The organism is Rhizobium acidisoli (assembly GCF_002531755.2).
Classification (GTDB): domain Bacteria; phylum Pseudomonadota; class Alphaproteobacteria; order Rhizobiales; family Rhizobiaceae; genus Rhizobium; species Rhizobium acidisoli.
In genome coordinates, this window is sequence record NZ_CP034998.1 from 2,569,219 (window position 1) to 2,592,354 (window position 23,136).

The window sequence follows — 23,136 nt, forward strand, 5'->3', positions numbered from 1 at the left end:
CAGGATTCGCGGGCGTTAGGCAAGGCGGAAAACCGCAAATCGCCCGGCGGGACGATCATCCCTCCCAGCGACGGTCCAAGCCGCTTGCGCACATCGACGGATCCCGCCCGATGGCATCGGTCAGAAAATCCAGAACCGTCTTGACGCGCAGCGGCATGTTTCGCCGCGAGGGGTAGACAACGGTGATCGGCAGGCGGCTCGGCTGGAAATCCTCCATCACGGGGATCAGCCGGCCGGCGATAATATCGGGCACGGCGATGATATGGGAAAGCACCGCCAGGCCCGCGCCGGCAAGGGCTGCCCTGTGAATGGCGACGGCACTGCAGGCGGTCAGCCGCGGCGAGATCCGAACTGAAATGTCTTCGGAGCCGTTGGAGAACGACCATGTCGCGGCATCGCCCGCCCTGTTGTAGCACAGGCATTCATGGTCCTTGATGTCCTTCGGCGTCCGCGGCGGCGCCTTGCGCGCGAGATAGGCGGGCGATGCGACGAGGAAGGCCGTCGTCCAGCCGATCCGGCGGCAGACGAGGCTGCTGTCGGCGACCGAGCCGAGGCGCACTTCGAGGTCGAGACGCTCCTCGATCATATCGGAACTCTGCTCCCTGAAGAGCAGTTCGACGGAAAGTTTCGGGTGGGCGGCAAGAAGATCGCCCAGCTGCTCGCTGAGATAGAGGCCGAGCGGTGCCGGAACACTGAGCCTGACCTTCCCGGAAGCCATGACGCCGTCCGATCCAGTAGCATCGCCGAGCTCCTCCACTGCTTCGAGAATTCTGAGCGCCATCGGCAGCATGCGCTCCCCCTCCGCCGTCAGCGACAGGCCGCTCGTCGTGCGGTGCAGGAGGCGCGTGTTGAAATGACCCTCAAGGGCTGCGACCTGCCGCGAGACCGCCGGCTGCGTCACGTCGAGATCGTGCGCCGCCGCCGAAAACGAGCCCGTCTCCACGACGCGCTGGAAGGTCCGCAATGCCGAAACGATATCCATCCCCCGCCCCTCATACTTTTGCGCATAGGCTTTATGCAGCCAAACTAGGCTGGAATGGCTTTACAGTCCAGCAATTACGGATATCTTTTATCCATAAGGATATCAAATATCCTTAATTAAAGGAGAGACGACATGACCCAGCGATTGAACTACGCCCAGCAGTCCCCCGAGCTTTTCAAGAAGTTCATGGAATTCAGCATGGCATTGCGCAGCAGCGTGATCGACGAGAAGCTTCAGGCCCTGATCGAGATCCGCGCTTCGCAGATCAACGAATGCGGCTTTTGCCTCGACATGCATGTGAAGCAGGCAAAGATCCATGGCGAAACGGAACTGCGGCTCCATCACGTCGCCATCTGGCGGGAATCGAACCTCTTCGTCCCCCGCGAGCGTGCAGCCCTTGCCTGGACCGAAGCGTTGACGAAACTTCCAGAAGGCGGCATTCCCGACGAGATTTACGAACGGGTTCGCGGCCAGCTTTCCGAAAAGGAAATCTCCGACCTGACCTTCGTCGTCATGGCCATCAATGCCTGGAACCGCGTCAATGTCGGCTTCAAAACCGTTCCCGGTTCGGCCGACAAGGCCTACGGCCTCGACAAGGCCGGCTTGAACTAAGCTCCACAATTCATTGAGAAGATTCACCTTTGACGCTGCCGCACCCCGGCAGCGAACGGAGATCTGTTATGAAAATCGTTGTCATCGGCGGAACCGGCCTCATCGGTTCAAAAACTGTCGAACGCCTGCGCCAGAAGGGACATGAGGTGATTGCTGCCTCGCCGAACTCAGGCGTCAATACGATCACGGGAGAAGGACTGGCAGCGGCGCTCGAGGGCGCGGAAGTCGTGCTCGACCTTGCCAATTCACCCTCCTTCGAAGACAAGGCCGTTCTCGAATTCTTCGAGATCTCGGGGCGCAATCTTCTCGCCGCCGAGAAGATTGCTGGCGTCAAGCACCATATCGCGCTCTCCGTCGTCGGCACCGAGCGGCTGCAGGACAGCGGCTATTTCCGCGGCAAGCTCGCCCAGGAAAAGCTGATCAAGGCGTCGGGCATTCCCTATACCATCGTGCATTCGACGCAGTTCATGGAATTCCTGAACGGCATCGCCCAGTCCGGCACCATCGGCCAGACGGTTCGCCTGTCGCCGGCCTTTGTGCAGCCGATCGCCTCCGACGATGTCGCCGACGCCATGGCTGACGTGGCGCTGTCGGCCCCCGCCAACGCCACGATCGAAATATCAGGTCCGGAACGGGCGCGGTTGAGCGAACTCGTCGCCCGATATCTGAAGGCCATAAAAGACCCGCGCATCGTCGAGGCCGATCCGGAAGCGAAATATTTCGGCGTCCGGCTCAACGACCAGTCGCTCGTTTCCGACGACAACCCGCGGCTCGGTTCGATCACCTTCGAACAATGGTTCGCAAAATCCGCCCAGCCGAAGTGATTTTGGCCCGGGACGCGGCCACCGCGCCCGTCCTCCCACCCAGCAAAAATGGAGATTCCAATGATCAGAGCATCGATCCTCGCCGCTGCCCTCACCTGCCTGGCGGCCACCGGCGCCGGCGCTGCCGACAATAGCAAATCTGCCAAGGTCACCCTCGTCTACGAGCACGAGCTTCCGAACGTGCCGGGCAAGAGCATCAAGGGCGTGCTGGTCGAATACGGCCCGGGCGGCTTCTCCGACGGCCATACCCATCCCGACTCGGCCTTCATCTACGCCACCGTGCTCGAAGGCGCGATCCGCAGCCAGGTCAATGACGGCCCGGTCAAGGTCTATCAGGCCGGCGAGAGCTTCTCGGAAATGCCGGGCGACCGCCACGGCGTCAGCGCCAACGGCAGCGAAACGAAGCCCGCCCGCCTGCTTGCCGTGTTCGTCGTCGACACCGACCAGAAAGAGCTGACCTATCCCCTCAACAAGTAAGGGCCGCCAAACCCGTCCGCGCGGGGCCGATGCTTGCGCGGACGGCCGACATGCCCAATCATGTGCCGCCCACCCCTCCCGGAGACAGAAAGAGATGATCTACGACACGCTCTTCGGCAAGCCACTGATATCCCTGATAACAGTCGGCTTTGCCGGTATCGTCGTCTGGCACCTGCTTTCCCGCCAGCGGCCGACGACGCGGCTGGTGGTGCAGATCGTCTTCTTTGGCTTAATGACGCTGATCCTCGTCGGCAGCGGCATCGAACCTCATCGGTTTCAAGGATATGGGTCCGAGGATCCGCAGGCCTTGCTTGTCGTTGTCGCGAAAACGCTCTGGTGGATTCATCTCGCATGGGCTGTCATCGGTTTTATCAGGCTGTATCTGGTTCTGGAAGGCAGTCCCCGAGAGGCCCGCCTGCTCCAGGATCTCGTTATCGGCGTCGTCTATATCGGTATGGCCCTGTCGGTTCTGGCCTTCGTCTTCGGCGTGCCGATCGGCACCCTCGTTGCCACCTCGGGCGTGGTCGCCATCATTCTCGGCCTTGCGCTCCAGAACACGCTCGCCGACGTTTTCTCCGGCATCGCGCTGACACTCGGCCGGCCTTATGTCATCGGCGACTGGATTCTTTTGAGCGATGGTACGGAAGGGCGCGTCGTCGAGAGCAACTGGCGCGCGACGCATATCCTGACCAGCGCCAACAATATCGTCGTTCTACCGAACAGTTTTCTCGCCAAGCTCGGCCTGACGAATGTCAGCCGGCCGGACGAGAGCCATCTGCTGATCCTCACCATCCGCATCGCTCCGACACGGATGCCGGCATCGGTCCGCCAAGTCATGTTATCGGCGCTGACGAGCTGCAATTCGATCGTGCGCGACCCGCCGCCAGTCGTCGCATTGAAAGGGCTGGACGCCACCGCCCTCGAAGTCGAACTGCAATTCCGGGTGACGAGCCCGAGCCGGCGTGTCCAGGCGCGCAACGAGGTGCTCGATCTCGTCTATCGCCACTGCAAATCCGCCGGCCTGCTTCTCGCCGTTCCGGCGGCGGCCTCGGTGCTGACGGGCGATCTGCCGACAGAAGAGAGCGCACGACCGCCGCGGGTGACGCCGCTCGAACTGATCGAGGCCATTCCGATCTTTGCGACGCTGACGGCAGATGAAAAGCAGAAGCTTGCCGAGACCACTGCCATTCGTGAATTCCGCAAGGGCGACGTGATCGTCCGGGAGAGCGACATGCTGCCGTCGCTGATGATGGTGCGGGCCGGCATTATTGCGGCGCGGCACGGCGATGGGGAACGCGGGCGGCTCGCGCCAGGTGATTTTTTCGGAGAGACCGGGCTGCTCGCCGGCATGCAGGAAGTCTGCACGCTGGAGGCTCTGACCGCGGTGACGGTCTATGAAATCGATCAGCAGGCCTTCGCCCCCTTGCTGAACCAGCGTCCGGCGCTGGCGGAAGAAATCGCCGAAGAACTCGCCAGCCGCGCGGAGCGTTTTCGCGACGCAGCCCTCCCGCCGGAACCCGCCCACAGCGCCCACGCCATTCTGAAAACCATCAGGACAATCTTCAGGGGGTAGTTAGCCGGCGCGCTTGAGCACCCATTCGAAGGTACTCCGCCAAAGCTCTGCAGGCACTTCCTCGGACAAGGTACCGACCAGATCGGACAGCCGGACGCGCCGCAGCGTATCGCGCCAGGCCTCGTCGGCTTCCCACATGATGCGGGCGACCGCGCAGGGCTTGCTGTCGCAATAGCCGGCCGGCCGGCAGGGATTGTTGTCGCGGATATTCGTGCAGGTGAAGCTGCGCGCCTTGCCCTCGACCGCTTCGACAATGTCGAGAAAATTGATCTCGGACGAGGGCCTGGCAAGCCGGTAACCGCCGCTCGGGCCGAGCGTTGTATCGACCAGCGATGCCTGCGAAAGGCTTTGCAGCGCCTTGGAGAGATATTCCTTCGGCAGGCCATGAAGCTCCGCGAGCGCCTTGGTGGAGAGATACCTGCCCTCGGGCAGGCCCGCGAGAATGGCGCAACAGTGGAGCGCCCACTCGACCTGGCTTTTCAGGATCATTCAGCAACTCGCGTGATGGCTGGTTCTGCGAACGGAATTAAGGACACATCCTATCCGCAAATTGAAATGATGTAAACGACCCGCAAAAGCAGCGTGTTGCGGGAGTTGAAATCCTCCACGTTCGTGCCGGGCACAATCCTAAGAGCTTATTCACAGCGAATGATCCCCGCCCGCGATAAAACTCTGCCTGCATGCGGAATAATACCGCCTCGTCTCGTGTCTCATGTCAGGTATCGCAAAATTGCGTGCCCAATTCTCAAGGAGAGACATCATGAAATCCGTGAAATTCCTGTCCGTCGTGGCCGCCGCAGCCCTCGCAGCGACCGCTGCTCTCGCAGCCGCTCCTGTCAAGGAAGTCGAATCCGCCAAGGGCAAGGTTCTTGCCGGCGAAAACGGCATGACCCTCTACACCTTCAAGAAGGACGCCAAGGGCGTTTCCAACTGCAATGACGATTGCGCCAAAAACTGGCCGCCGCTGATGGCCGCTTCCGATGCCAAGGCCGATGGTGCATATTCGATCATCGACCGCAAGGATGGCAAGAAGCAATGGGCCAAGGACGGCATGCCGCTGTATTACTGGGTCAAGGACAAGAAGGCTGGCGACATCACCGGCGATGGCGTCGGCGGCAACTGGGAGCTTGCCAAGCCTTGATCATCAGAAAGCGGCTGGCGTGAAAACACCCGCACCGGAAAGTTTCGAGGGCCAGGTCCTGGCCCTCCTTCCCTCGCTCAGGCGCTATTCGCGCAGCCTGACGCGCTCGGATGCCGATGGCGAGGATCTGCTGCAAGACTGTGTCGAGAAGGTTCTGGCGCGCCGTGGCCAATGGCGCGGCCTCAACCTGCGCGGCTGGGTCCTGACCATCATGACCAATCTTTACCGCAACGGCCGGCGCGGCAAGGCGCGCGACGGGCTGGTGGAGCTTGACGCCGCCGGGGATATGGCCGCTCCCGAACCGCCGGCCGATCCGCTGGAGCGCGCGCGGCTCGATAACGCACTGAACAGCCTTTCGGAGGAGCACCGCGCCGTGCTGATGCTGGTGGTCATCGAAGGGTACACGTACAGCGAGGTTGCCGCTTCCCTCGACATTCCCATCGGCACCGTCATGTCCCGGCTGTCGCGCGCCCGCCAGCGCGTTGCCGAGAGGCTGAAGGCCGATAACGTCATTACGCTTCGGAGACCGAAATGAACGAAACCAACCCGATCGTCACCGAAGCCGATCTCCACGCCTATGCCGACGGCCAACTGCCGGAAACTGCGCGTGCCCGCGTCGAAGCTTATCTTGCCGATAATGCGGACGACGCGGCGATGGTCGCCGAATGGCAGGCGCAGAATAGCGGCATCCGATCGCTGTTTGCCGGTTACGAGAAGGCAAAGGACACCGATCCACTGCTCGTAGCTCCCACACGCGCGGTCTCCTCTACACCGAAACGCTGGGCGATTGCCGCCGCGGCCCTCGTCGTCTTTGCGCTCGGCGCCGTCAGCGGCCATTATGGCCCGGCACTGCTGGAAAGGCCGGCATTGCAGCTTACCGGTTCAGAAACCTTGCCGAAACAGGCGGAGACCGCATTCATGGTCTACGCAGCCGAGGTTCGCCACCCGGTCGAGGTCTTCGCCGACGAGGAGGCCCATCTCGCCACCTGGCTCGGCAAGCGCCTCGCCATCCAGAACCTGAAGATCCCGAACCTGCAATCGCTCGGCTTCAAGCTGGTCGGCGGGCGCCTGCTGCCGGTCGATGACAGACCGGGCGCCATGTTCATGTATGAGAACCAGGCGGGCGAACGCCTGACCGTCATCGTCGGCCGCAACACGGAAAACCGCACGACGAGCTTCCGCTTCGCCTCATCGGGCAATCTTGAAACCTTCTACTGGATCGACGGCGAACTCGGTTATGCCGTCACCGGCGAAATCTCGCGTGAAACCCTGCGTGGTGTGGCCGAGGAATGCTACAGGCAATTCCCTTCGTGAAAATCAGCGCAGCGGATCGTTGGCAAGTTCGATCGGCTGCCCGTGCGGCGTGGCTTCGGCCGCCCGCTGCCAGCTCTGCTGCAGGTCGAGGATGACGGATGCATCCGCTATGCCGCGCCTGACGAGCAGTTCGGAAAGGGCCGCCACCCAACAGTCGAAATAATCGCTGCCGTCGCCAGCGCGGCCGGGCTTATGCAACTCCTTGGACAGTGCCTCGGCCCATTCGCTCCAGGCGAACAGCCCCTTCTCATGCAGATGCACCGTCATGGCGAAAGCGTCCGCCGCCCAAGGCTCGGGAAAAACCGGGTCATCTTCGGGCGACCTCGGCAACCCAAGCGATTGCGCCAGCTGAGACGGCATCTCACAAACGCTCAAGATAACTCTCCCACGCATCGATGGAGACCGTCAGTGACGGATCCGCTCCCTCGCCCCAGATCTCACCGCCGCCAAAGACGACCGTATAGAGCCATTGCGGATTTTCGCCTCGGCCATGCGCATTGTCGTCGGGGAACACGAAAGCTCCTTGCACCGTCTCGACGACGCCCGTCCTGGCGCGCGCATAACGCGGCAGCCGCGTATGGGTGGCTGGATTGAAATTCTTCGTCCTCACCGTCTCGCCGACCGCAAAGCGCGGTGTGGTTTCGACAGGACGATCGCAAGGCCCGCCTCTCGCCAACGCGCCCGGCACCATCTCCGCCTTCAGCACCCGCTTCGGCGCAGCACCCTCCTGCAGATTGTGGCCGGACAGCAACTCCTCGCGCGTCGCAAAACCGTGCCGCGCCAGCAACGTCTCGACGCCGCGGATCCAGATCTCGTAATAGCTGGCGGCGAGATAATCGGCCGGCGGAATGTTTTCGCGTGCATGCCGGCTTTCGTCGATCGTCCATGCGCCGAAGGCGCCGCAGGAAAGCGTGATGCCGAGTGCCCGCTTTTCCCATTCGGCATGGAAATAGGGCTCGTCCTTTTCGGGCGCGACAGGCCCGAAGCCCATCTGCCCACCAAGATCGTGCGGTCCGTTCATGGACGAGCCTCCGGGCTGTCGGCAGCTGAAATCGTCGAACTGCCGGCAGCTGAGACCTTCCAGCTGCCTGCGATGGCCGTGCCAATCATCGCATCGCGGCTGACGAGGCTGGCCAGTGCTGCCTCGTCCATTCCGTCCGTGCCGTCCGGCCGCTCGGGGATAACGAGATAACGCAGCTCTGCGGTCGAATCCCAGACGCGGATCTTCTTTTCCTCCGGCAGCGCCAGCCCGAATTCGGCAAGCACGCCACGCGGATCGATGACCGCACGCGAGCGATAGGCCGGCGCCTTGTACCAGACGGGCGGCAGGCCGAGCACCGACCAGGGATAACAGGAGCAAAGCGTGCAGACGATGAGATTATGGGTCTCGGGCGTGTTGAAAACGGCGCGCATATGCTCGCCCTGCCGGCCGGTAAACCCAAGGCTCGCAATCGCCGCCGTCGCATCGCGCTTCAGCCACGCGGCGAAATCGGCATCGCTCCAGGCCTTGGCGACGACATGCGCCCCATTCCGCGGCCCCACCTTCGTTTCATAAGTCTCGACAATCGCATCGATCGCCGCCGGATCGATCAGCCCCTTCTCGGTCAGCAGCGTTTCCAGCGCTTTTACGCGGGCCTGCATGTCGGAATAGTGGTTATCGTGGTGGTGGTCGTGGTCATGATCGTGGTGGTCGTGGTCGTGATCGTCGTGCAAGGCATGTCCTCCAAAACGGCAGTCTAAAGGATAGGCAAGGTTCGCGGCCTGCTCCCTCTTCTCCCCAGTGGGGAGAAGGTGGCCCGAAGGGTCGGATGAGGGGGCCACACGGCACCTCCGTCATGATTGCCCTTCACTTACGCTCCGTGCATTCGCGGCTTTCGCCGCTCACCCCCTCATCTGCCTGCCGGCATCTTCTCCCCGCTGGGGAGAAGGGGAATCGCGGCAGCACCCCGCAAAACCTAAGGCATGCTCATAAAGTCATCTTCCTCTTTCTATCACACACCACACTCCCGCCAAGCCCTTCTATCCCCTTCAAACTTTTCCGCTAATCTCCCGCCATGAACATTCTGATTCTCGGCGCAACCGGCTTCATAGGCTCCGTCGTCGCGGCCCGGCTCGTCGCCGATGGGCATGCTGTGACCGGGCTCGGCCGCAATCCCATGCGTGCCCGTCTGAAACAGCCGGCGATCGAATGGCGGCGCGCCGATCTCTCGCACATGACAAGGCCCGGGGACTGGGAAGATCTCCTCAAAGACCGGCAGGCTGTCGTCAATTGCGCCGGCGCGCTACAGGATGGGCTCTCCGACGATCTCTCGGCCACGCAGGCTGAAGCGATGCTGGCGCTCTATGCCGCCGCCAAACGCACATCTCAGCCATTGGTCGTGCAGATATCGGCAAGGACTGCGGGAGCGGCAGGCGACCTGCCCTTCCTCGCCACCAAGCGGCGGGCCGACGAGGCGCTAGTAGGAAGCGGCCTGCCTCATCTCATCCTCCGCCCTGCCCTCGTGCTCGGCCGCAATGCCCATGGCGGCTCGTCGCTGCTCAGGGCGCTTGCCGCCTTTCCGCTGGCGCTGCCGCTCGTCCATGCCGACAGTCCGGTCGAAACGCTTTCTGTGGACGACGTGGCGGAAGCCGTATCCCGGGCTGTCGCAGGCGGCCTCCGCGGGGATATCGATCTTGCCGCCGACGAGGTTCTCACACTCGCCGATCTCATCGGCCTTCACCGGCAATGGCTGGGCCTAGCACCCGCCCGCATCTTTTCCCTTGCCTCGTGGCTCGCCAGGCCCGTGACGTGGCTTGCCGATATGGCGGGGCTGCTCGGCTGGCGTTCGCCGCTGCGCTCGACGGCGATGACCGTCATGTCGGAGGGCATACGAAGCGAAAAACGGGAAAGCGGCCTAACCGCGACATCCGCGCCGGCAACGCTCTCGGCCAATCCCTCCGGCGTGCAGGATCTCTGGTTTGCCCGGCTCTATCTCCTGAAACCGCTCGTCATATCAGGCCTCTCTGTCTTCTGGCTGCTCTCGGGCCTCATCCCGCTGCTGGCGCTCACGAAGACATCCGCCCACTTCCTGCCGTTCATGCCCGAAGCGGCGGCAACGGCGCTGACGCTTGCGACCTGCCTGATCGACGTGGCGCTCGGCGCCACCGTGCTTGTCCGTCCGCTCGCCAAACGCTCTCTTCTCGGCATGCTGGTCGTCTCTTTCGCCTATCTGACCGGCGCCAGCCTGCTCGAACCCGCGCTCTGGCTCGACCCGCTCGGCCCCCTCGTCAAGGTGCTGCCGTCGATCCTGCTGACCCTGACGGCCCTTGCCACCCTGGATGAACGCTGATGCTCGAGGAGTGGCTGCTGCTTGCCCATGTCATCGGCGCGACCGTGCTCTTCGGCACCGGCGCCGGCATCGCCTTCTTCATGGTGATGGCGCATCGCACGCGTGATCCCGCTCTGATCGCCCATGTCGCCGGAACCGTGGTCATTGCCGATACGATCTTCACCGCCACCGCCGCCATTTTCCAGCCCGTAACCGGATATCTGCTGGCGCGGGCGATCGGCTGGGAACTGTCGGAAGGTTGGATCGCGCTGTCGCTGCTGCTTTATATCATCACCGGCCTGTTCTGGCTGCCGGTCGTCTGGATCCAGATCCGGCTGCGCGATCTCGCCCGTGTCGCAGAAAAATCCGGAAGCGGCTTGCCGCCGGCCTATTTCAGCCTCTACCGCATCTGGTTCGCCTGCGGCTTTCCGGCCTTCTTTGCTGTCATCGGCATTCTCTGGCTGATGCTGACGAAACCGTCGATCGCCCTATTTTAACATCGGCCAGAGGCTCGCCACCAGAAGAACCGCCATGCTGATATTGAACCATTTCAGCCGTATCGGATCGGAAAGCCATTCCCGCAGCGCCGAGCCGAAACCTGCCCATGTCGAAACGCTCGGCACATTGACCGCCGCAAAGGCCAGGCCGACGAGGAGCACGCTGACGAGATAGAGTTCCGGATTGGTATAGGTGGCCATCGCGGTGACCGCCATCACCCAGGCTTTCGGGTTGACCCACTGGAAGGCCGCCGCCGAAAAGAAGGACATCGGCTCGACAGCGCTTTTGCCTTCGCTCAGCGAGCGCGAGGAAGCGATCTTCCAGGCAATCCAGACGAGGTAGGCGCCGCCGGCAAATTTCAACGCAGTATAGACTGCCGGCATCGTATGCAGCACCGCGCCGAGCCCGAGACCGACGCCGATCAGCAGCGAGAAGAAGCCGACACCGATGCCGAACATATGCGGGATCGTTCTGCGGAAGCCGAAATTCACGCCCGATGCGAAGAGCATCATATTGTTCGGCCCCGGCGTGATCGACGTCGTGAAGACGAAGAGAACGAGGGCGAGAAACGTATCCAGCGGCATGCGACCTCCCGAGGCCGGCTTTCCCGCAGGCCGTTTATTTAGGTCAGCGTAACTGCCCTAAATCACCGATGCCATTACATCATTGTCATGGTGACAGGATTACTTGAAAGATGGCGACCCGGCCCAATCTCTCTCCCAGGAAAAAACCCATGCAGGACGACCCAATTCCATTCGTCAGATTTCCGAACGGCGCGGAAGTGCCGGCGCTCGGCCAGGGAACCTGGGCCATGGGCGAGGATGCCGGTCATGCCATGGCCGAGATCGAAAGCCTCAAGGCCGGCATCGATCTGGGGATGACACTGATCGACACCGCCGAAATGTATGGCGACGGCGGCGCCGAGGAGATCGTCGGCCAGGCGATCAAGGGACGGCGCGACGAGGTCTTCATCGTCAGCAAGGTCTATCCCTGGAATGCCAGCCTGACAGGCACGGTGGAAGCCTGCGAGCACAGCCTGGAGCGGCTCGGCACCGACCGCATCGATCTCTATCTCCTGCACTGGCGCGGCAGCCATCCGCTGGCCGAGACCGTCGCGGCCTTCGAAATGCTGAAGGCCTCCGGCAAGATCGGCGCCTGGGGCGTCTCCAACTTCGACACCGGCGACATGGAGGAACTGCTCGGCGTGCCCGACGGCGCCAATGTCGCCGCCAACCAGGTCCTCTACAACCTCTCCCGCCGCGGCATCGAATTCGACCTCCTGCCCTGGTGCCAGAGCCGCAGCATTCCGGTCATGGCCTATTCGCCGATCGAGCAGGGGCACATCCTGCATCATCCCGAGCTGATCCGCATCGCCAAGGCCTATCAGGCAACGCCCGCCCAGCTGGCGCTCGCCTTCCTGCTGGAGCGCGACGGCGTCATCGTCATCCCGAAAACGTCGAGTGCCGCCCGCGCGGCTGAGAATCGCGACTGCGTATCGCTTGAGATCACCGACGAGGATTGGCAGGCGCTCGACGCCGCCTTCCCGCCGCCGGCAAAGAAAAAGCCGCTGGAGATGTTGTGATCTCCGGGCGTGCCCCTCATCCGCCTGCCGGCACCTTCTCCCCGCTTGCGGGGCGAAGGGGGAGAGCAGCAACCTCTCCGTCCCCCGCCAACCTCTCGCAGGGCACGTCCCCTCGCCCCGTTTACGGGGAGAGGGTTAGGGTGAGGGGCAGCTATCGGCACCAACCTGACAGGCTGGAAGGCCTCACATCCCCTGCGCGCCGCGGTTCATCGCGGCGATGCCGGTGCGGCAGACCTCGATCAGCCCCAGCGGTTTCATGATTGCCACGAACTGGTCGATCTTCGAGGACTTGCCGGTGATCTCCAGGATGAAGTGATCGATCGTCGCATCCACGACCTTGGCATGGAAGGCATCGGCAAGGCGCAGCGTCTCGGCGCGCATCTCGCCCTCGCCGACCACCTTGACCAGCGCCACCTCGCGCTCGATCGGCCGCTCCTGGCCGAGTTCGCGGGCGCGCACCGTCAGATCGACGACGCGGTGCACCGGCACGATGCGCTCGAGCTGCGCCTTGATCTGTTCCAGCACATGCGGCGTGCCGCGTGTGACGATGGTGATACGGGAAAGATGCGCCTGGTGCTCGGTCTCGGAGACCGTCAGGCTCTCGATATTGTAGCCGCGGCCGGAAAACAGGCCGATGACCCGGGCAAGAACGCCCGGTTCGTTGTCGACGAGAATGGAAAGCGTGTGGCTTTCGATCGCCGCCGTTTCCGGTGAGATGAAGTAGGCAGAGCCCGTGGGCTGTAGGTGTGCGTTCATGGTCTTGAGTTTCCTCTTCCCTGCCGCATAACCCGAAAACCGGAAGCGATTTCCGGAAAGGATTATACGCAAATTAAAATGTCAGACGAGCGCGCGGCCCTTGGCGTCGATCGCATTGGCGACCGCTTCGTCGGTGGCTTCATCAGGCAGCAGCATTTCGTTATGCGCCTTGCCCGAGGGGATCATCGGGAAGCAGTTGGCGAGATTAGCAACGCGGCAATCGAAGATGACGGGCTTTCTGACCTTGATCATCTCGACAATGGCATCGTCGAGCTCATCCGGCTTTTCGCAGCGCAAGCCGACGGCGCCATAGGCTTCCGCCAGCTTGACGAAATCGGGCATCGCCTCCGTATAGGAGTTCGACAGACGGTTGCCGTGCAGCAGCTGCTGCCACTGGCGCACCATGCCCATATACTGGTTGTTCATGATGAAGATCTTGATCGGCGCATCGTGCTGGATCGCCGCCGACATTTCCTGGATGCACATCTGGATCGAGGCGTCGCCGGCAATATCGATGACGAGGCTGTCGGGATGGGCGATCTGTACGCCGAGTGCGGCCGGCAGACCGTAACCCATCGTGCCGAGGCCGCCCGACGTCATCCAGCGGTTCGGCTGCTCGAAGCCGAAGAACTGCGCCGCCCACATCTGATGCTGGCCGACTTCGGTGGTGATGTAGGTATCGCGGTCCTTGGTATGCGCATAGAGCCGCTCCAGCGCATATTGCGGCATGATGACATCGTTGCTCCTTGTATAGGCGAAGGAGTTGCGCGCCCGCCAGCGGGCGATATCGGTCCACCAGTCTTCGAGACGGTTCTTCTCCGGCTTCTTCGGCAGCGCCCGCCACAAGCGGACCATATCTTCGAGGACATGACCGACATCGCCGCGGATGCCGATATCGACGCGGACGTTCTTGTTGATCGAAGAGGGATCGACATCGATATGGATCTTCTTCGAGTTCGGCGAAAAGGCGTTGAGACGGCCGGTGATGCGGTCGTCGAAGCGGGCGCCGATGCAGACCATGACGTCGCAGTCGTGCATCGCCATGTTGGCCTCATAGGAGCCGTGCATGCCGAGCATCTTCAGCCAGTTCTTGCCCGAAGCCGGGTAGGCGCCGAGGCCCATCAGCGTCGAGGTGATCGGGAAATCGGTGAGCTCGACCAGCTCGCGCAGCAGCTTGGAAGCCTCGGGGCCGGAATTGATGACCCCGCCGCCGGAATAGATGATCGGACGGCGCGCAGTGGCCATCAGCTCGATCGCGGCATGGATCTGGTTGAGATCGCCCTGGATCTTCGGCTGATAGCTCTTCTGGATCGCGTAATCGGCGGGCGGCGTATAGGTGCCGGTCGCAAACTGCACGTCTTTCGGAATATCGACGACGACCGGGCCTGGACGGCCGGACTGCGCGATGCGGAAGGCCTCGTGAATGACGGCGGCGAGCTGGTTGACGTCCTTGACCAGCCAGTTGTGCTTGGTGCAGGGACGGGTGATGCCGACCGTATCGCATTCCTGGAAGGCGTCGGAGCCGATCAGCGGGGTCGGAACCTGACCGGTCAGGCAGACCAGCGGGATCGAATCCATCAGCGCGTCCTGCAGCGGCGTGACCGCATTGGTGGCGCCCGGGCCCGAGGTGACCAGCATGACGCCGACCTTGCCGGTGGAGCGGGCATAACCTTCGGCCGCATGGCCTGCCCCCTGCTCGTGGCGGACGAGGATGTGCTTGACCTCTTCCTGCTGGAAGATCTCGTCATAGATCGGCAGGACCGCGCCGCCGGGATAGCCGAAGATATGTTCGACGCCGTTGTCCTTCAGCGCCTTGAGAACGATCTCCGCTCCCGTCATCCGATTGCCTGCCGCCTGATTGTCCGTGCTCATCTGTCTGTTCCGTTTATGCTGGGATTTGCGTTTGTGGCCGGAAGCCCGAATTTCGGGCATAAAAAAAGGCCCCGGAGGAGCCTGTCATCTAGCGCATGGGTGGCTACCGCCGGATGGTTACACCATCCTGCCCATGCGCTTTCCCACCACGATAAGAGCCGTTGCGATTTTCATGGTCGGAAGTGATAGACAGAAAATTTCGCAGCGTCAACGCATGCCGCAATAAAAATCCATCCGCGCTCCTTTACCCTCTAAAAACCATGGTTTGAAGGATTTGTTAAAGGATGGACTTTATTATTAAGCCCCATTGCAGGGAGTAGCCCTTTGCTCAACAACGACTTGCGCGTGTCTGGCAAGGCAGGCGAGCACGATCGACGCGACGGCCATGCGCCGGGAAATCGCTTTCTCGGCCGCGTCGTTGCGTGCAGCGGATCCAGGGCAACAATTGCTGCCGTCGCCGAAGAAGGCGGCACCGATCTTACCGAACTCTGGTCAGTCGGCCGGCTGATTTCGATCAGCGTCGGCCGCAACCGCGTCGTTGCCCTCGTCTATCAGATGAACACCGGCAGCCATGCCTGGGGCGAAGGCGAGGACAACAATTTCAAGATCGAGACCGAACTGCTCGGCGAAGTCCGTGTCGATGAGGACGGGCGCGAGGAATTCTCGACCGGCATTTCGCGTTATCCCTATCTCGGTGCCATCGCCCACCGCATCCGCGCCGCCGACCTGATGCGCATCTACGATGCCGGAGAGGGTACGACCGCCGTCATCGGCAAGCTGACGCAGGACGAAAGCATCGATGCGGCGATCCACATCCCCTCGATGCTCTCCAAGCATTTCGCCGTCGTCGGCTCCACCGGCGTCGGCAAGTCGACGGCCGTGTCGCTGCTGCTGCATAAGGCGATTGCAGCCAACCCGAAGCTGCGGGTGCTGATCCTCGATCCGCACAACGAATTCGCCGCCGCATTTCCCAGGCATGCCGTCACCATCGATACCGATACGCTCGACCTGCCCTTCTGGCTGATGCGGCTGGAGGAATTCGCCGAAGTCGTCTTTCGCGGCCGCCCGCCGGTGCCGGAAGAACTCGACATGCTGCGCGATATCCTACCCGAGGCCAAGCGCGCCTTCCGCGGCAGCGACAACTCGCTGGTGCGCCGCACGACGGAAAAGAGCTCGATCACCGCCGACACGCCGGTTCCCTACCGCATGGCCGATCTGCTGGCGCTGATCGACGAGCGCATCGGCCGCCTGGAAGGCCGCACCGAAAAACCTTTCCTGCGATCGCTGAAGATGCGCCTCATCGCCGCGATCAACGATCCGCGCTATCACTTCATGTTCTCCAACAACACGATCAGCGACACGATCACCGAGACCATCGCGCAGATTTTCCGCATTCCCGGCGAAAACCGACCGATCTGCACCTTCCAGCTGGCCGGCATCCCCTCCGAGGTGGTCAATTCTGTCGCCTCCGTGCTCTGCCGCATGGCCTTCGAAGTGGCGCTTTGGAGCGAGGGTGCCATCCATATGCTGGTCGTCTGCGAGGAGGCCCATCGCTATATCCCCTCCGATCCGACCCTCGGCTTTGTGCCGACCCGTCAGGCGATCGCCCGCATCGCCAAGGAGGGCCGCAAATACGGCGTCTCGCTGGGGATCATCACCCAGCGGCCCGGTGAACTCGATCAGACGATCCTCTCGCAGTGCTCGACGCTGTTTGCCATGCGCCTGGCCAATGACCGCGACCAGGAAATCATCCGCTCGGCCATCCCGAACTCATCGATCTCGACGACGAGCTTCATCTCCTCGATCGGCAATGGCGAGGCGATCGCCTTCGGCGAGGCGATCAGCGTGCCGATGCGCATGCGCTTTTCCCGCGTCGACGAGAGCCTGCTGCCGAAGGCTGCCAGCGCCAACAGCAAGCACAGCGAGGAAGATCCGGATACGGTCGATCTGCGCAAGATCGTCACCCGCATGCGGGCGGTGACCGTCGGACCCGACATTTCGAATTTCCAGCAGAGCTATGCTGCATCCGCGGCAGCCCCCGACGAGGTTGATGCGTTCGACGAGGAAATCGACGCAAAGCCCTATACGCCGCCTGCCCCGTCGTCCGCGCCGCTCGAATCCTACCGGCGCGAACTGCTGCCGCAGACACCGCGGCTTGACCCCGCCGCGCCGCCGGCGATCGATCCCCGGCTGGATGCGCTCCGCCGCGAGATGCGCCGCGAAGAACCGGTCTTTCCCCGGCCGGCGCCTCCGGCCGACCAGCCCGCAATCACCCGCCGGGAGCCCGGCCCGTCGCTGCGCGAAAGCATTCTGAAAAAGCCGCTGAGCAGCCTTTACAACAAGGATTGATGCGGCTGCCCCATCTCCTGGGCGATCAGCGGCCGGGCGGCGTCGAGCACCCGTTGGCGGTCCGCCGATCCTAGCGGCAAGAGTGGCCGCGGAAGCTCCGCCCGGCCGAGTGAGAGATGCTCGACCAGCATATAGATCACCCGGATGCTTCCGAATGCCTTGAACGTGTCCCAGAGCGGCTGGAAAAGCCCATCAAGCCGATGCGTCTCCTCGCCGTTGCCAGCCATGGCAGCCTTGGTCAGGGCGAGAGCTGTACGCGGCAGCAGGCCGCCAATGACGCTGTACCAGGCGTCGGCGCCCGAAAGCAGCGCTTGGCCTGCACCCCAGTCACCGCTGTAGCCGATCGCGAGATCGGTCTTCTCACGCAATGCCGCGAGTTCCCCCCGCAGATCGCCATCGGCCGGCAGCGGCATCTTCACCGCCCTGATCGTCTCGATGGCGGACAGGCGCTGCAGCAGGTCTCGGCTGAAGGTGAAATGGGTCGTGCCGGGATTGTTATAGATGCAGAGCGGCAGCTTCGCTGCCTTCGTGACCGCCAGGAAATGTTCGTAGGCTTCGTCCTGGGTCAACGGCGCATAGGAGACGGGGGCAAGCAGAAGAGCATCGACGCCGGCAGCCTCCGCATCGCTCGCTAAATCCTGCGCGTGGTCGGTCCGCAGAGCGCCGACGCCGACGAGGATGGAAACACGGCCGTTGACGCATTCGACCGCCGCCTCGACGGCCCGCCGCCGCTCCTCGCGGGTGAGATAGGCGTAGATCCCGGTGCTGCCCAGAAGGCCGATGGAGGCGACGCCAGCCTCGCACAGACGTTCCAGCAAGCCGCAGAGGGCTTCGGTGTCCACTCGGCCATTGATGTCGGCGGGCGTTGGCGGAAAGGCCGAAAGGCCATGAAACGGAGAGGCAAGGGACATGATGCGATCCTGAAAACGATCAGTGGAAAACAGCAGGCGCGATCCCGCACCGGCAAAGAAGATGACGAGACTTCCCCCGATCAGCGGCGCGCCCTGGCATAACCGCGCACCATCGGCGCCGTCGAGAAAAGCATGGCATACTGACGGCTGCGCATTGATGAGTCCACACCGTGATGCGAATGTGCGTTGCGCCGTCGGAGACGGCAGTTTTCGGAGAGGGCGATCGTGAAATCCATCTTGAACTTCATCATTGTCTTCGGTGTCGGCATTCTTTTCGCAACAGTGGCCGATGCTGCCGGCTTCGACTGTTCCAAGGCGGGCAGCGCCGATGAAAAGATCGTCTGCGGCGACAGCCAGCTCTCCCGGCTCGACGAGCTTTTCAACCAACGCTATGCCGCTCAGAAAAAAGCCGCGCCTGACGAGGATAACGTCCATACCGCCCGCAATTTCCTGGCGGATCGGCGCGATTGTGCCGACAACAGGTCGTGCATTCTGAGCGCCTATCTCGCGGTCCTCTGGAATATCTCGCCCGACAAAAACGATTTCATGCAGGGGATTTCAGCCCGGTCTCTCGCGGGCAGCCAATTGCCCGAGGCAACCGCAATCCCTGCGAAAGCCGGGCGCTGTGCAACCACATCGGTTCTTGAAGTCCACCCCGCCTCGGCAATGGTGGCGCGGCTGACGATGCGGATTTCGATAGTGGCACGGGTATCGATTATGCCAATGACGGCTACCAGGTCTCTTATGACAGGGAGGAAGCGCTGATCGGATCGAAGCCCGGCGATCCCGTCACCATGTGCCTGGTCGAGATCGACCGCGATTGCAGCCCCGACGAGGGCGGGAAACTGTTCCTCGTCACCAACGGCCGCACCGGTGAAAGCTGGATTCTGCCCGATGCCCAGCACAAGTGCGGTAGCTGACGGGCTGTTGGCCCACAGCTAAACCGTCAGCCGCTCCCAGCTCTCGTCCATCTGGTTGCGGAACCACGTCATCTGCCGCTTGGCATATTGCCGCGTCGCCGCCGCACCTTTCTCCAGCACCTCGTCGCGCGTCATCTCGCCGTTCAGCATCGCCGCGATCTGCGAGACGCCGATCGCCTTCATGACAGGCGCCTCGGCAGGCAGGCCGAGCGCAAGCAGCGCCCTCACCTCGTCTTCCGCTCCCTCGCGCAGCATCTTTTCGAAACGGCCGTTGATGCGGGCATGCAGCACGGCCCGCTCCGGCAGCACGACGATCTTGCGAGCCTGGGCAGCGTCGATCACCACCGGTCCCGACTGGCCCTGGAAATCGGCGATCGACCGTCCCGTTGCCTTCACCACCTCAAGCGCCCGGACGATGCGCTGCCCGTCCTGGCGGTTGAGGCCCGCCGCCATGGCAGGATCGACCTCGGCAAGCTCTGCATGGAGCCTATCCGGCCCCTCCTCCAGCAGACGCCCCCGCAACTCTTCCCGCAGCGCCTCGGGTATATCGGGCATATCGGAGAGGCCGCCGGTCAGCGCCTTGAAATAAAGCCCGGTGCCGCCGACGAAGACCGGCAGCCGGCCGGCTGCCCTGAGCGCCGGCAGCAGCGCCGAGACATTGCGCAGCCAGCTGCCGGTGGAATAGGCCGCACCCGCCGGCACATGGCCGTAGAGATGATGCGGCACACCCTGCATCTCCTCTTCGGAGGGGCGCGCGGTCAGCACCCGCAACGTGTCGTAGACCTGCATGCTGTCGGCGTTGATCACCACGCCTGCGTGCCGCCTCGCCAATTCGAGAGCGAGCGCGGACTTGCCGCTGGCGGTCGGCCCGGTTATCAGGATCGCGTTCACTGTGCTCAGAAGGTTTTCCATCATGGCTCTCGTTGCCACGCTTGTTGCCAATCCGTCAAATCCCGTGCTGACCCCTGGCATCGCCGAACAGGCGGCCAAGGCCGTGGCGGCATCCGGTCTTTACTGGCTGGCGGACGGCGTCGCCTGCGATATCGCGCTGCGCGACGGCGCGGATGCGCAAGCGGCCGAGGCCAGTCTCCTCGCGGTCATATCAGGCGCGCCCATCGATCTCGTCATTCAGGAGCAGGATAGCCGCCGCAAGAAGCTGCTGATCGCCGACATGGATTCGACGATGATCGGCCAGGAATGCATCGACGAACTCGCAGCCGAAGTCGGCCTGAAGGAAAAGGTCGCGACCATCACCGCCCGCGCCATGAACGGCGAGATCGCCTTCGAACCGGCGCTGCGTGAGCGGGTTGCCCTACTGAAGGGTCTGCCGATATCGGTCGTCGACGAGGTCATAGCCAAGCGCATCACGCTCACCCCCGGCGGACCGGAGCTGATCGCCACCATGAAGTCGAAAGGCCATTACACCGCCCTCGTCTCCGGCGGCTTCACTGTCTTCACCAGCCGCATCGCCGCCACCCTCGGCTTCGACGAGAACCGCGCCAACATCCTGCTGGAAGACGGCGGCATTCTCTCCGGCTTCGTCGCCGAGCCGATCCTCGGCAAGCAGGCGAAAGTCGATGCGCTGAACGAGATTTCGGCTCACCTCGGCATTTCGCCTGAAGACGCGATCGCCGTCGGCGACGGCGCCAACGACCTCGGCATGCTGCACCTCGCCGGCGCCGGCGTCGCCCTCCACGCCAAGCCCGCTGTGGCCGCCGAGGCACAGATGCGCATCGACCACGGCGATCTGACGGCACTGCTCTACATCCAGGGTTACCGGAAGACGGATTTTGTGATGGGTTGAAGCCGACACGGCACACACTCTCCGCCTTCACCCGCGTGCCTGTGGCCGCCCCCCTCTGCCCTGCCGGGCATCTCCCCCACAGGTGGGGAGATCGGCTGGGGGCACCCGCTTCCCCAAATAATCAGCGACCAGCACGACGAAACGGCAGATAGGCAGGAGGCGCAGGCCGCTTGCGATCTCCCTCCTTGTGGGGGAGATGCCCGGCAGGGCAGAGGGGGGTACCACACGGCACGTCCTCTCCTTCCTTGTCCCAGCGCTTGTCACGGGAACGAGGGGTAGAAACCGCAGCGGCCAATCAAATCACCGCCGCCGTCCCCCTACTCCATCGGCACCGCCACAAACCGCAGATCACCATTTGCCGATGCGATCATCAGCTGGGCGTTGCGGCGGCCTTCCTGCTTCAGCGACTTCACCTTGGCAGCGACCGCGTCCGGCGACTTCATGAACTCCTGCGCCACTTCGACGATCACGTCGCCGGGCTTCAGTCCTTTTTCGGCCGAGGCGGAGCCGGGTGTCACCTCCGTCACGACGACACCGTCGACGCTCTCGGCAATGCCGAAAGCCTTGCGCGTCTCGGCGCTCAAAAGCGACAGCGACAGGCCGAGCACGTTCTTCGGTGTTGATGCATCCGGTGACACCTGGCCCTGGTGTTGGTCCGGCGTGGGCGCGCCTGGCGCCGGCTGGGCCTGATCGCCGGAGTCCGGCTCGTCCATGTCGTTGTTCTCGCCGGGATCCGGGGTGATCACGCCGTCATCCTGCGAACCGTCGGGCGCCGCATCGCCGGATGCCGCCGCCTGATCGCTGTCTTCGAGCCGGCCGAGTTTCACCTTGACGGTCTGCTCCTTGCCGTCGCGCAGCACCACCACGTCGACTTCCTTGCCGACCGAGCTTTCCGCCACGACGCGCGGAAGATCGCGCATTTCGCTGACGGTCTTGCCGTCGAATTTCAAAATGACGTCACCCGCCTTGATCGAACCATCGTCGACGGGTCCGCCCTTGATGACGCCGGCGACCAGCGCGCCCTTGGCGGTGTCGAGCCCGAGGCTGTCGGCGATATCGTCGGTGACCGGCTGGATGCGCACGCCGAGCCAGCCGCGCCGCGTCTCACCATATTCGCGCAATTGGTCGACGACGCCGGAGGCAAGCTCTGAAGGCACCGAGAAGCCGATGCCGATCGAGCCGCCGCTCGGCGAAATGATCGCCGTGTTGATACCGATCACCTCACCCTTCATGTTGAAGAGCGGCCCGCCGGAATTGCCCTTGTTGATCGCGGCATCCGTCTGGATGAAATTGTCGTAAGGGCCGGCATTGATGTTGCGGCCGCGGCCGGAAATGATGCCGACCGTCACCGAACCGCCGAAGCCGAACGGATTGCCGATCGCCATCACCCAGTCGCCGATGCGCATGGTGCTGGAATCGCCGAATTTCACAGATTTCAGCGGTGCCTTCGGCTCGACCTTCAGCACCGAAAGATCGGTCTTCGTATCCGTGCCGATCAGTTTCGCCTTGAGCTTCGAACCATTGGCGAAATTGATCTCGATGTCGTCGGCGCCCTCGATCACATGGTTGTTGGTTACGATATAGCCCGCCGGGTCGATGACGAAGCCGGAGCCGAGCGAGCTGACATTGTGGTTCGGTCCCTTGTTGCCCTGCTTCTTGTCGAAGAAGTCGTTGAAGAACTCCTGGAACGGCGAGCCGTCGGGCGCACGCGGCGCCGGACCGACGCCCTCGTCATCCTTCACGTTCTGCGAGGTCGAGATGTTGACCACGGCGTCGAGCAGCCCTTCGGCGAGATCGGCGACCGAAGCCGGACCGTTGTTCGGGGCTCCCGCCTGAATTTGCGGGGCCTGCTGCGGAGTAGCCGCTGTAGACGGCGTGGGTGCAGGAGCAGCCGTTTCCGGAGTAGCCGGAGCGGGTGTAGCAACTCCGGGCGCCGTCGTCTGCGGCGCGGTTTGCGCAAAGGCGACCCCGTTCATGCCGGCATGCGCAAGAATTGCAGCGCTGGCCATAAGCGCGAGCGTTCGTCTGAAGGGCGAGCGATTCGTGGGGGCCATCAAGCTTCCTCATAAGGGGTAAATGCGCACATTGAGCACCAGCATAAGGCGGAATGATGGAGGGCGAAATCACCTTTTCGCGAAATCCCCGTGCAATATGACGGGCCCTCGCAAAAGCCTGATTATCTCGACCTTTCCACGAAAAAAGGGCCGGCACCC

General features: G+C 62.9%; 25 protein-coding genes and 1 pseudogene. 14 read left to right on the forward strand and 12 right to left on the reverse strand.

Annotated features, from left to right (window positions below; genetic code table 11):
• Positions 1 to 55: 55 nt before the first annotated feature.
• Entirely contained in the window at positions 56 to 982 is a 927-nt protein-coding gene (locus CO657_RS12735) for a LysR family transcriptional regulator (protein WP_054182733.1), read from the reverse strand.
• A gap of 132 nt (positions 983 to 1,114) precedes the next feature.
• Here CO657_RS12735 and CO657_RS12740 point away from each other — a divergent pair, with 132 nt between their 5' ends.
• The 4 genes from CO657_RS12740 to CO657_RS12755 all read left to right on the forward strand — a co-directional run bounded on the left by CO657_RS12740 (position 1,115) and on the right by CO657_RS12755 (position 4,468).
• Positions 1,115 to 1,594, forward strand: a complete 480-nt coding sequence (locus tag CO657_RS12740; protein ID WP_054182732.1) for a carboxymuconolactone decarboxylase family protein — start codon at positions 1,115 to 1,117, stop codon at positions 1,592 to 1,594.
• Positions 1,595 to 1,662: 68 nt separating this feature from the next.
• Positions 1,663 to 2,418: an SDR family oxidoreductase gene (locus CO657_RS12745; RefSeq protein WP_054182731.1), complete on the forward strand. Its 756-nt coding sequence runs from the start codon at positions 1,663 to 1,665 to the stop codon at positions 2,416 to 2,418.
• Between the two features lie 60 nt (positions 2,419 to 2,478).
• The gene (locus tag CO657_RS12750; RefSeq protein ID WP_003593479.1) at positions 2,479 to 2,895 is read left to right on the forward strand and encodes a cupin domain-containing protein; all 417 of its coding nucleotides are present in this window, start codon (positions 2,479 to 2,481) and stop codon (positions 2,893 to 2,895) included.
• 94 nt (positions 2,896 to 2,989) lie between these two features.
• Complete coding sequence (locus CO657_RS12755) at positions 2,990 to 4,468, forward strand: cyclic nucleotide-binding domain-containing protein (RefSeq protein ID WP_054182730.1); 1,479 nt, start codon at positions 2,990 to 2,992, stop codon at positions 4,466 to 4,468.
• On the opposite strand, the gene CO657_RS12760 is transcribed toward CO657_RS12755, so the two are convergent.
• The gene (locus tag CO657_RS12760) at positions 4,469 to 4,957 is read right to left on the reverse strand and encodes an RrF2 family transcriptional regulator (RefSeq protein ID WP_003593477.1); all 489 of its coding nucleotides are present in this window, start codon (positions 4,955 to 4,957) and stop codon (positions 4,469 to 4,471) included. It abuts the gene before it with no gap.
• A gap of 271 nt (positions 4,958 to 5,228) precedes the next feature.
• On the opposite strand from CO657_RS12760, the gene CO657_RS12765 reads away from it, so the two are divergent.
• From CO657_RS12765 to CO657_RS12775, 3 genes are read left to right on the forward strand one after another with little or no spacing between them, the layout of a single operon-like run.
• Positions 5,229 to 5,609 carry a COG4315 family predicted lipoprotein gene (locus CO657_RS12765; protein ID WP_003593476.1) on the forward strand — a complete coding sequence of 127 codons (381 nt, stop codon included), beginning with the start codon at positions 5,229 to 5,231 and terminating at the stop codon, positions 5,607 to 5,609.
• 19 nt (positions 5,610 to 5,628) lie between these two features.
• Positions 5,629 to 6,144 (forward strand): RNA polymerase sigma factor, encoded by a 516-nt coding sequence (locus CO657_RS12770; RefSeq protein WP_054182763.1) that lies wholly within the window; start codon positions 5,629 to 5,631, stop codon positions 6,142 to 6,144.
• Positions 6,141 to 6,923 (forward strand): anti-sigma factor family protein, encoded by a 783-nt coding sequence (locus tag CO657_RS12775; RefSeq protein WP_054182729.1) that lies wholly within the window; start codon positions 6,141 to 6,143, stop codon positions 6,921 to 6,923. Before CO657_RS12770 ends, CO657_RS12775 begins: the two co-directional genes overlap by 4 nt.
• 3 nt (positions 6,924 to 6,926) lie before the next feature.
• On the opposite strand, the gene CO657_RS12780 is transcribed toward CO657_RS12775, so the two are convergent.
• The 3 genes from CO657_RS12780 to nthA are packed head-to-tail and all read right to left on the reverse strand — an operon-like array spanning position 6,927 to position 8,636.
• Positions 6,927 to 7,298 (reverse strand): nitrile hydratase accessory protein, encoded by a 372-nt coding sequence (locus CO657_RS12780; RefSeq protein ID WP_054182728.1) that lies wholly within the window; start codon positions 7,296 to 7,298, stop codon positions 6,927 to 6,929.
• Positions 7,285 to 7,944 (reverse strand): nitrile hydratase subunit beta, encoded by a 660-nt coding sequence (gene nthB / locus CO657_RS12785; RefSeq protein WP_054182727.1) that lies wholly within the window; start codon positions 7,942 to 7,944, stop codon positions 7,285 to 7,287. The genes CO657_RS12780 and nthB overlap by 14 nt, the downstream gene beginning before the upstream one ends.
• Positions 7,941 to 8,636 carry a nitrile hydratase subunit alpha gene (gene nthA / locus CO657_RS12790; protein ID WP_054182726.1) on the reverse strand — a complete coding sequence of 232 codons (696 nt, stop codon included), beginning with the start codon at positions 8,634 to 8,636 and terminating at the stop codon, positions 7,941 to 7,943. The genes nthB and nthA overlap by 4 nt, the downstream gene beginning before the upstream one ends.
• A gap of 341 nt (positions 8,637 to 8,977) precedes the next feature.
• Here nthA and CO657_RS12795 point away from each other — a divergent pair, with 341 nt between their 5' ends.
• A complete protein-coding gene (locus CO657_RS12795) occupies positions 8,978 to 10,252 on the forward strand; it encodes an SDR family oxidoreductase (protein ID WP_054182725.1) in 1,275 nt (424 codons plus the stop codon).
• Positions 10,252 to 10,728, forward strand: a complete 477-nt coding sequence (locus CO657_RS12800) for a DUF2269 family protein (protein WP_054182724.1) — start codon at positions 10,252 to 10,254, stop codon at positions 10,726 to 10,728. Before CO657_RS12795 ends, CO657_RS12800 begins: the two co-directional genes overlap by 1 nt.
• Here CO657_RS12800 and CO657_RS12805 read toward each other — a convergent pair.
• Entirely contained in the window at positions 10,720 to 11,313 is a 594-nt protein-coding gene (locus CO657_RS12805) for a LysE family translocator (RefSeq protein ID WP_054182723.1), read from the reverse strand. The genes CO657_RS12800 and CO657_RS12805 overlap by 9 nt on opposite strands.
• 149 nt (positions 11,314 to 11,462) lie before the next feature.
• Between CO657_RS12805 and CO657_RS12810 the strand changes: the two genes are divergently transcribed.
• The gene (locus tag CO657_RS12810) at positions 11,463 to 12,311 is read left to right on the forward strand and encodes an aldo/keto reductase (RefSeq protein ID WP_054182722.1); all 849 of its coding nucleotides are present in this window, start codon (positions 11,463 to 11,465) and stop codon (positions 12,309 to 12,311) included.
• A gap of 183 nt (positions 12,312 to 12,494) precedes the next feature.
• Here the strand turns inward: CO657_RS12810 and ilvN are convergent, their stop codons facing one another.
• Positions 12,495 to 13,067, reverse strand: a complete 573-nt coding sequence (gene ilvN / locus CO657_RS12815) for an acetolactate synthase small subunit (protein WP_003593459.1) — start codon at positions 13,065 to 13,067, stop codon at positions 12,495 to 12,497.
• An 81-nt stretch (positions 13,068 to 13,148) separates the two neighbouring features.
• Entirely contained in the window at positions 13,149 to 14,939 is a 1,791-nt protein-coding gene (locus CO657_RS12820) for an acetolactate synthase 3 large subunit (protein WP_082366265.1), read from the reverse strand.
• A 324-nt stretch (positions 14,940 to 15,263) separates the two neighbouring features.
• On the opposite strand from CO657_RS12820, the gene CO657_RS12825 reads away from it, so the two are divergent.
• The gene (locus CO657_RS12825; protein WP_054182721.1) at positions 15,264 to 17,288 is read left to right on the forward strand and encodes an ATP-binding protein; all 2,025 of its coding nucleotides are present in this window, start codon (positions 15,264 to 15,266) and stop codon (positions 17,286 to 17,288) included.
• On the opposite strand, the gene CO657_RS12830 is transcribed toward CO657_RS12825, so the two are convergent.
• Positions 17,273 to 18,199 carry a dihydrodipicolinate synthase family protein gene (locus CO657_RS12830; protein WP_054182720.1) on the reverse strand — a complete coding sequence of 309 codons (927 nt, stop codon included), beginning with the start codon at positions 18,197 to 18,199 and terminating at the stop codon, positions 17,273 to 17,275. The genes CO657_RS12825 and CO657_RS12830 overlap by 16 nt on opposite strands.
• Positions 18,200 to 18,223: 24 nt before the next feature.
• Positions 18,224 to 18,339 (reverse strand): annotated as a pseudogene (locus CO657_RS38225) (LysE family translocator); the annotation flags it as partial.
• Positions 18,340 to 18,424: 85 nt separating this feature from the next.
• On the opposite strand from CO657_RS38225, the gene CO657_RS12840 reads away from it, so the two are divergent.
• Both CO657_RS12840 and CO657_RS37920 read left to right on the forward strand, forming a co-directional pair.
• Positions 18,425 to 18,964, forward strand: coding sequence for a lysozyme inhibitor LprI family protein (locus CO657_RS12840; protein WP_245292955.1), 540 nt, complete (start codon positions 18,425 to 18,427; stop codon positions 18,962 to 18,964).
• 29 nt (positions 18,965 to 18,993) lie between these two features.
• Positions 18,994 to 19,119, forward strand: coding sequence for a hypothetical protein (locus CO657_RS37920; protein ID WP_280950474.1), 126 nt, complete (start codon positions 18,994 to 18,996; stop codon positions 19,117 to 19,119).
• Positions 19,120 to 19,137: 18 nt separating this feature from the next.
• Here CO657_RS37920 and miaA read toward each other — a convergent pair whose 3' ends face one another.
• Positions 19,138 to 20,034: a tRNA (adenosine(37)-N6)-dimethylallyltransferase MiaA gene (gene miaA, locus CO657_RS12845; RefSeq protein ID WP_054182719.1), complete on the reverse strand. Its 897-nt coding sequence runs from the start codon at positions 20,032 to 20,034 to the stop codon at positions 19,138 to 19,140.
• Between miaA and serB the strand changes: the two genes are divergently transcribed.
• Positions 20,033 to 20,923, forward strand: a complete 891-nt coding sequence (gene serB, locus CO657_RS12850; protein WP_054182718.1) for a phosphoserine phosphatase SerB — start codon at positions 20,033 to 20,035, stop codon at positions 20,921 to 20,923. The two genes, miaA and serB, sit on opposite strands and share 2 nt — an antisense overlap.
• A 317-nt stretch (positions 20,924 to 21,240) precedes the next feature.
• On the opposite strand, the gene CO657_RS12860 is transcribed toward serB, so the two are convergent.
• Positions 21,241 to 22,977 (reverse strand): Do family serine endopeptidase, encoded by a 1,737-nt coding sequence (locus CO657_RS12860; RefSeq protein WP_003593448.1) that lies wholly within the window; start codon positions 22,975 to 22,977, stop codon positions 21,241 to 21,243.
• Between the last annotated feature and the right edge of the window lie 159 nt (positions 22,978 to 23,136).

Excerpts from the sequence above, each read along its gene's own strand:
- ilvN (WP_003593459.1), bottom strand. The coding sequence starts at position 13,067 with ATGAACGCACACCTACAGCCCACGGGCTCTGCCTACTTCATCTCACCG.
- CO657_RS12755 (WP_054182730.1), top strand. The coding sequence starts at position 2,990 with ATGATCTACGACACGCTCTTCGGCAAGCCACTGATATCCCTGATAACA.
- serB (WP_054182718.1), top strand. The coding sequence starts at position 20,033 with ATGGCTCTCGTTGCCACGCTTGTTGCCAATCCGTCAAATCCCGTGCTG.
- CO657_RS12750 (WP_003593479.1), top strand. The coding sequence starts at position 2,479 with ATGATCAGAGCATCGATCCTCGCCGCTGCCCTCACCTGCCTGGCGGCC.
- miaA (WP_054182719.1), bottom strand. The coding sequence starts at position 20,034 with ATGATGGAAAACCTTCTGAGCACAGTGAACGCGATCCTGATAACCGGG.
- CO657_RS12745 (WP_054182731.1), top strand. The coding sequence starts at position 1,663 with ATGAAAATCGTTGTCATCGGCGGAACCGGCCTCATCGGTTCAAAAACT.
- CO657_RS12810 (WP_054182722.1), top strand. The coding sequence starts at position 11,463 with ATGCAGGACGACCCAATTCCATTCGTCAGATTTCCGAACGGCGCGGAA.
- CO657_RS12860 (WP_003593448.1), bottom strand. The coding sequence starts at position 22,977 with ATGGCCCCCACGAATCGCTCGCCCTTCAGACGAACGCTCGCGCTTATG.
- CO657_RS12820 (WP_082366265.1), bottom strand. The coding sequence starts at position 14,939 with ATGAGCACGGACAATCAGGCGGCAGGCAATCGGATGACGGGAGCGGAG.
- CO657_RS12765 (WP_003593476.1), top strand. The coding sequence starts at position 5,229 with ATGAAATCCGTGAAATTCCTGTCCGTCGTGGCCGCCGCAGCCCTCGCA.
- CO657_RS12795 (WP_054182725.1), top strand. The coding sequence starts at position 8,978 with ATGAACATTCTGATTCTCGGCGCAACCGGCTTCATAGGCTCCGTCGTC.
- CO657_RS12800 (WP_054182724.1), top strand. The coding sequence starts at position 10,252 with ATGCTCGAGGAGTGGCTGCTGCTTGCCCATGTCATCGGCGCGACCGTG.
- CO657_RS12805 (WP_054182723.1), bottom strand. The coding sequence starts at position 11,313 with ATGCCGCTGGATACGTTTCTCGCCCTCGTTCTCTTCGTCTTCACGACG.
- CO657_RS12760 (WP_003593477.1), bottom strand. The coding sequence starts at position 4,957 with ATGATCCTGAAAAGCCAGGTCGAGTGGGCGCTCCACTGTTGCGCCATT.
- CO657_RS12735 (WP_054182733.1), bottom strand. The coding sequence starts at position 982 with ATGGATATCGTTTCGGCATTGCGGACCTTCCAGCGCGTCGTGGAGACG.
- nthB (WP_054182727.1), bottom strand. The coding sequence starts at position 7,944 with ATGAACGGACCGCACGATCTTGGTGGGCAGATGGGCTTCGGGCCTGTC.
- CO657_RS12830 (WP_054182720.1), bottom strand. The coding sequence starts at position 18,199 with ATGTCCCTTGCCTCTCCGTTTCATGGCCTTTCGGCCTTTCCGCCAACG.
- CO657_RS12775 (WP_054182729.1), top strand. The coding sequence starts at position 6,141 with ATGAACGAAACCAACCCGATCGTCACCGAAGCCGATCTCCACGCCTAT.
- CO657_RS37920 (WP_280950474.1), top strand. The coding sequence starts at position 18,994 with ATGTGCCTGGTCGAGATCGACCGCGATTGCAGCCCCGACGAGGGCGGG.
- CO657_RS12740 (WP_054182732.1), top strand. The coding sequence starts at position 1,115 with ATGACCCAGCGATTGAACTACGCCCAGCAGTCCCCCGAGCTTTTCAAG.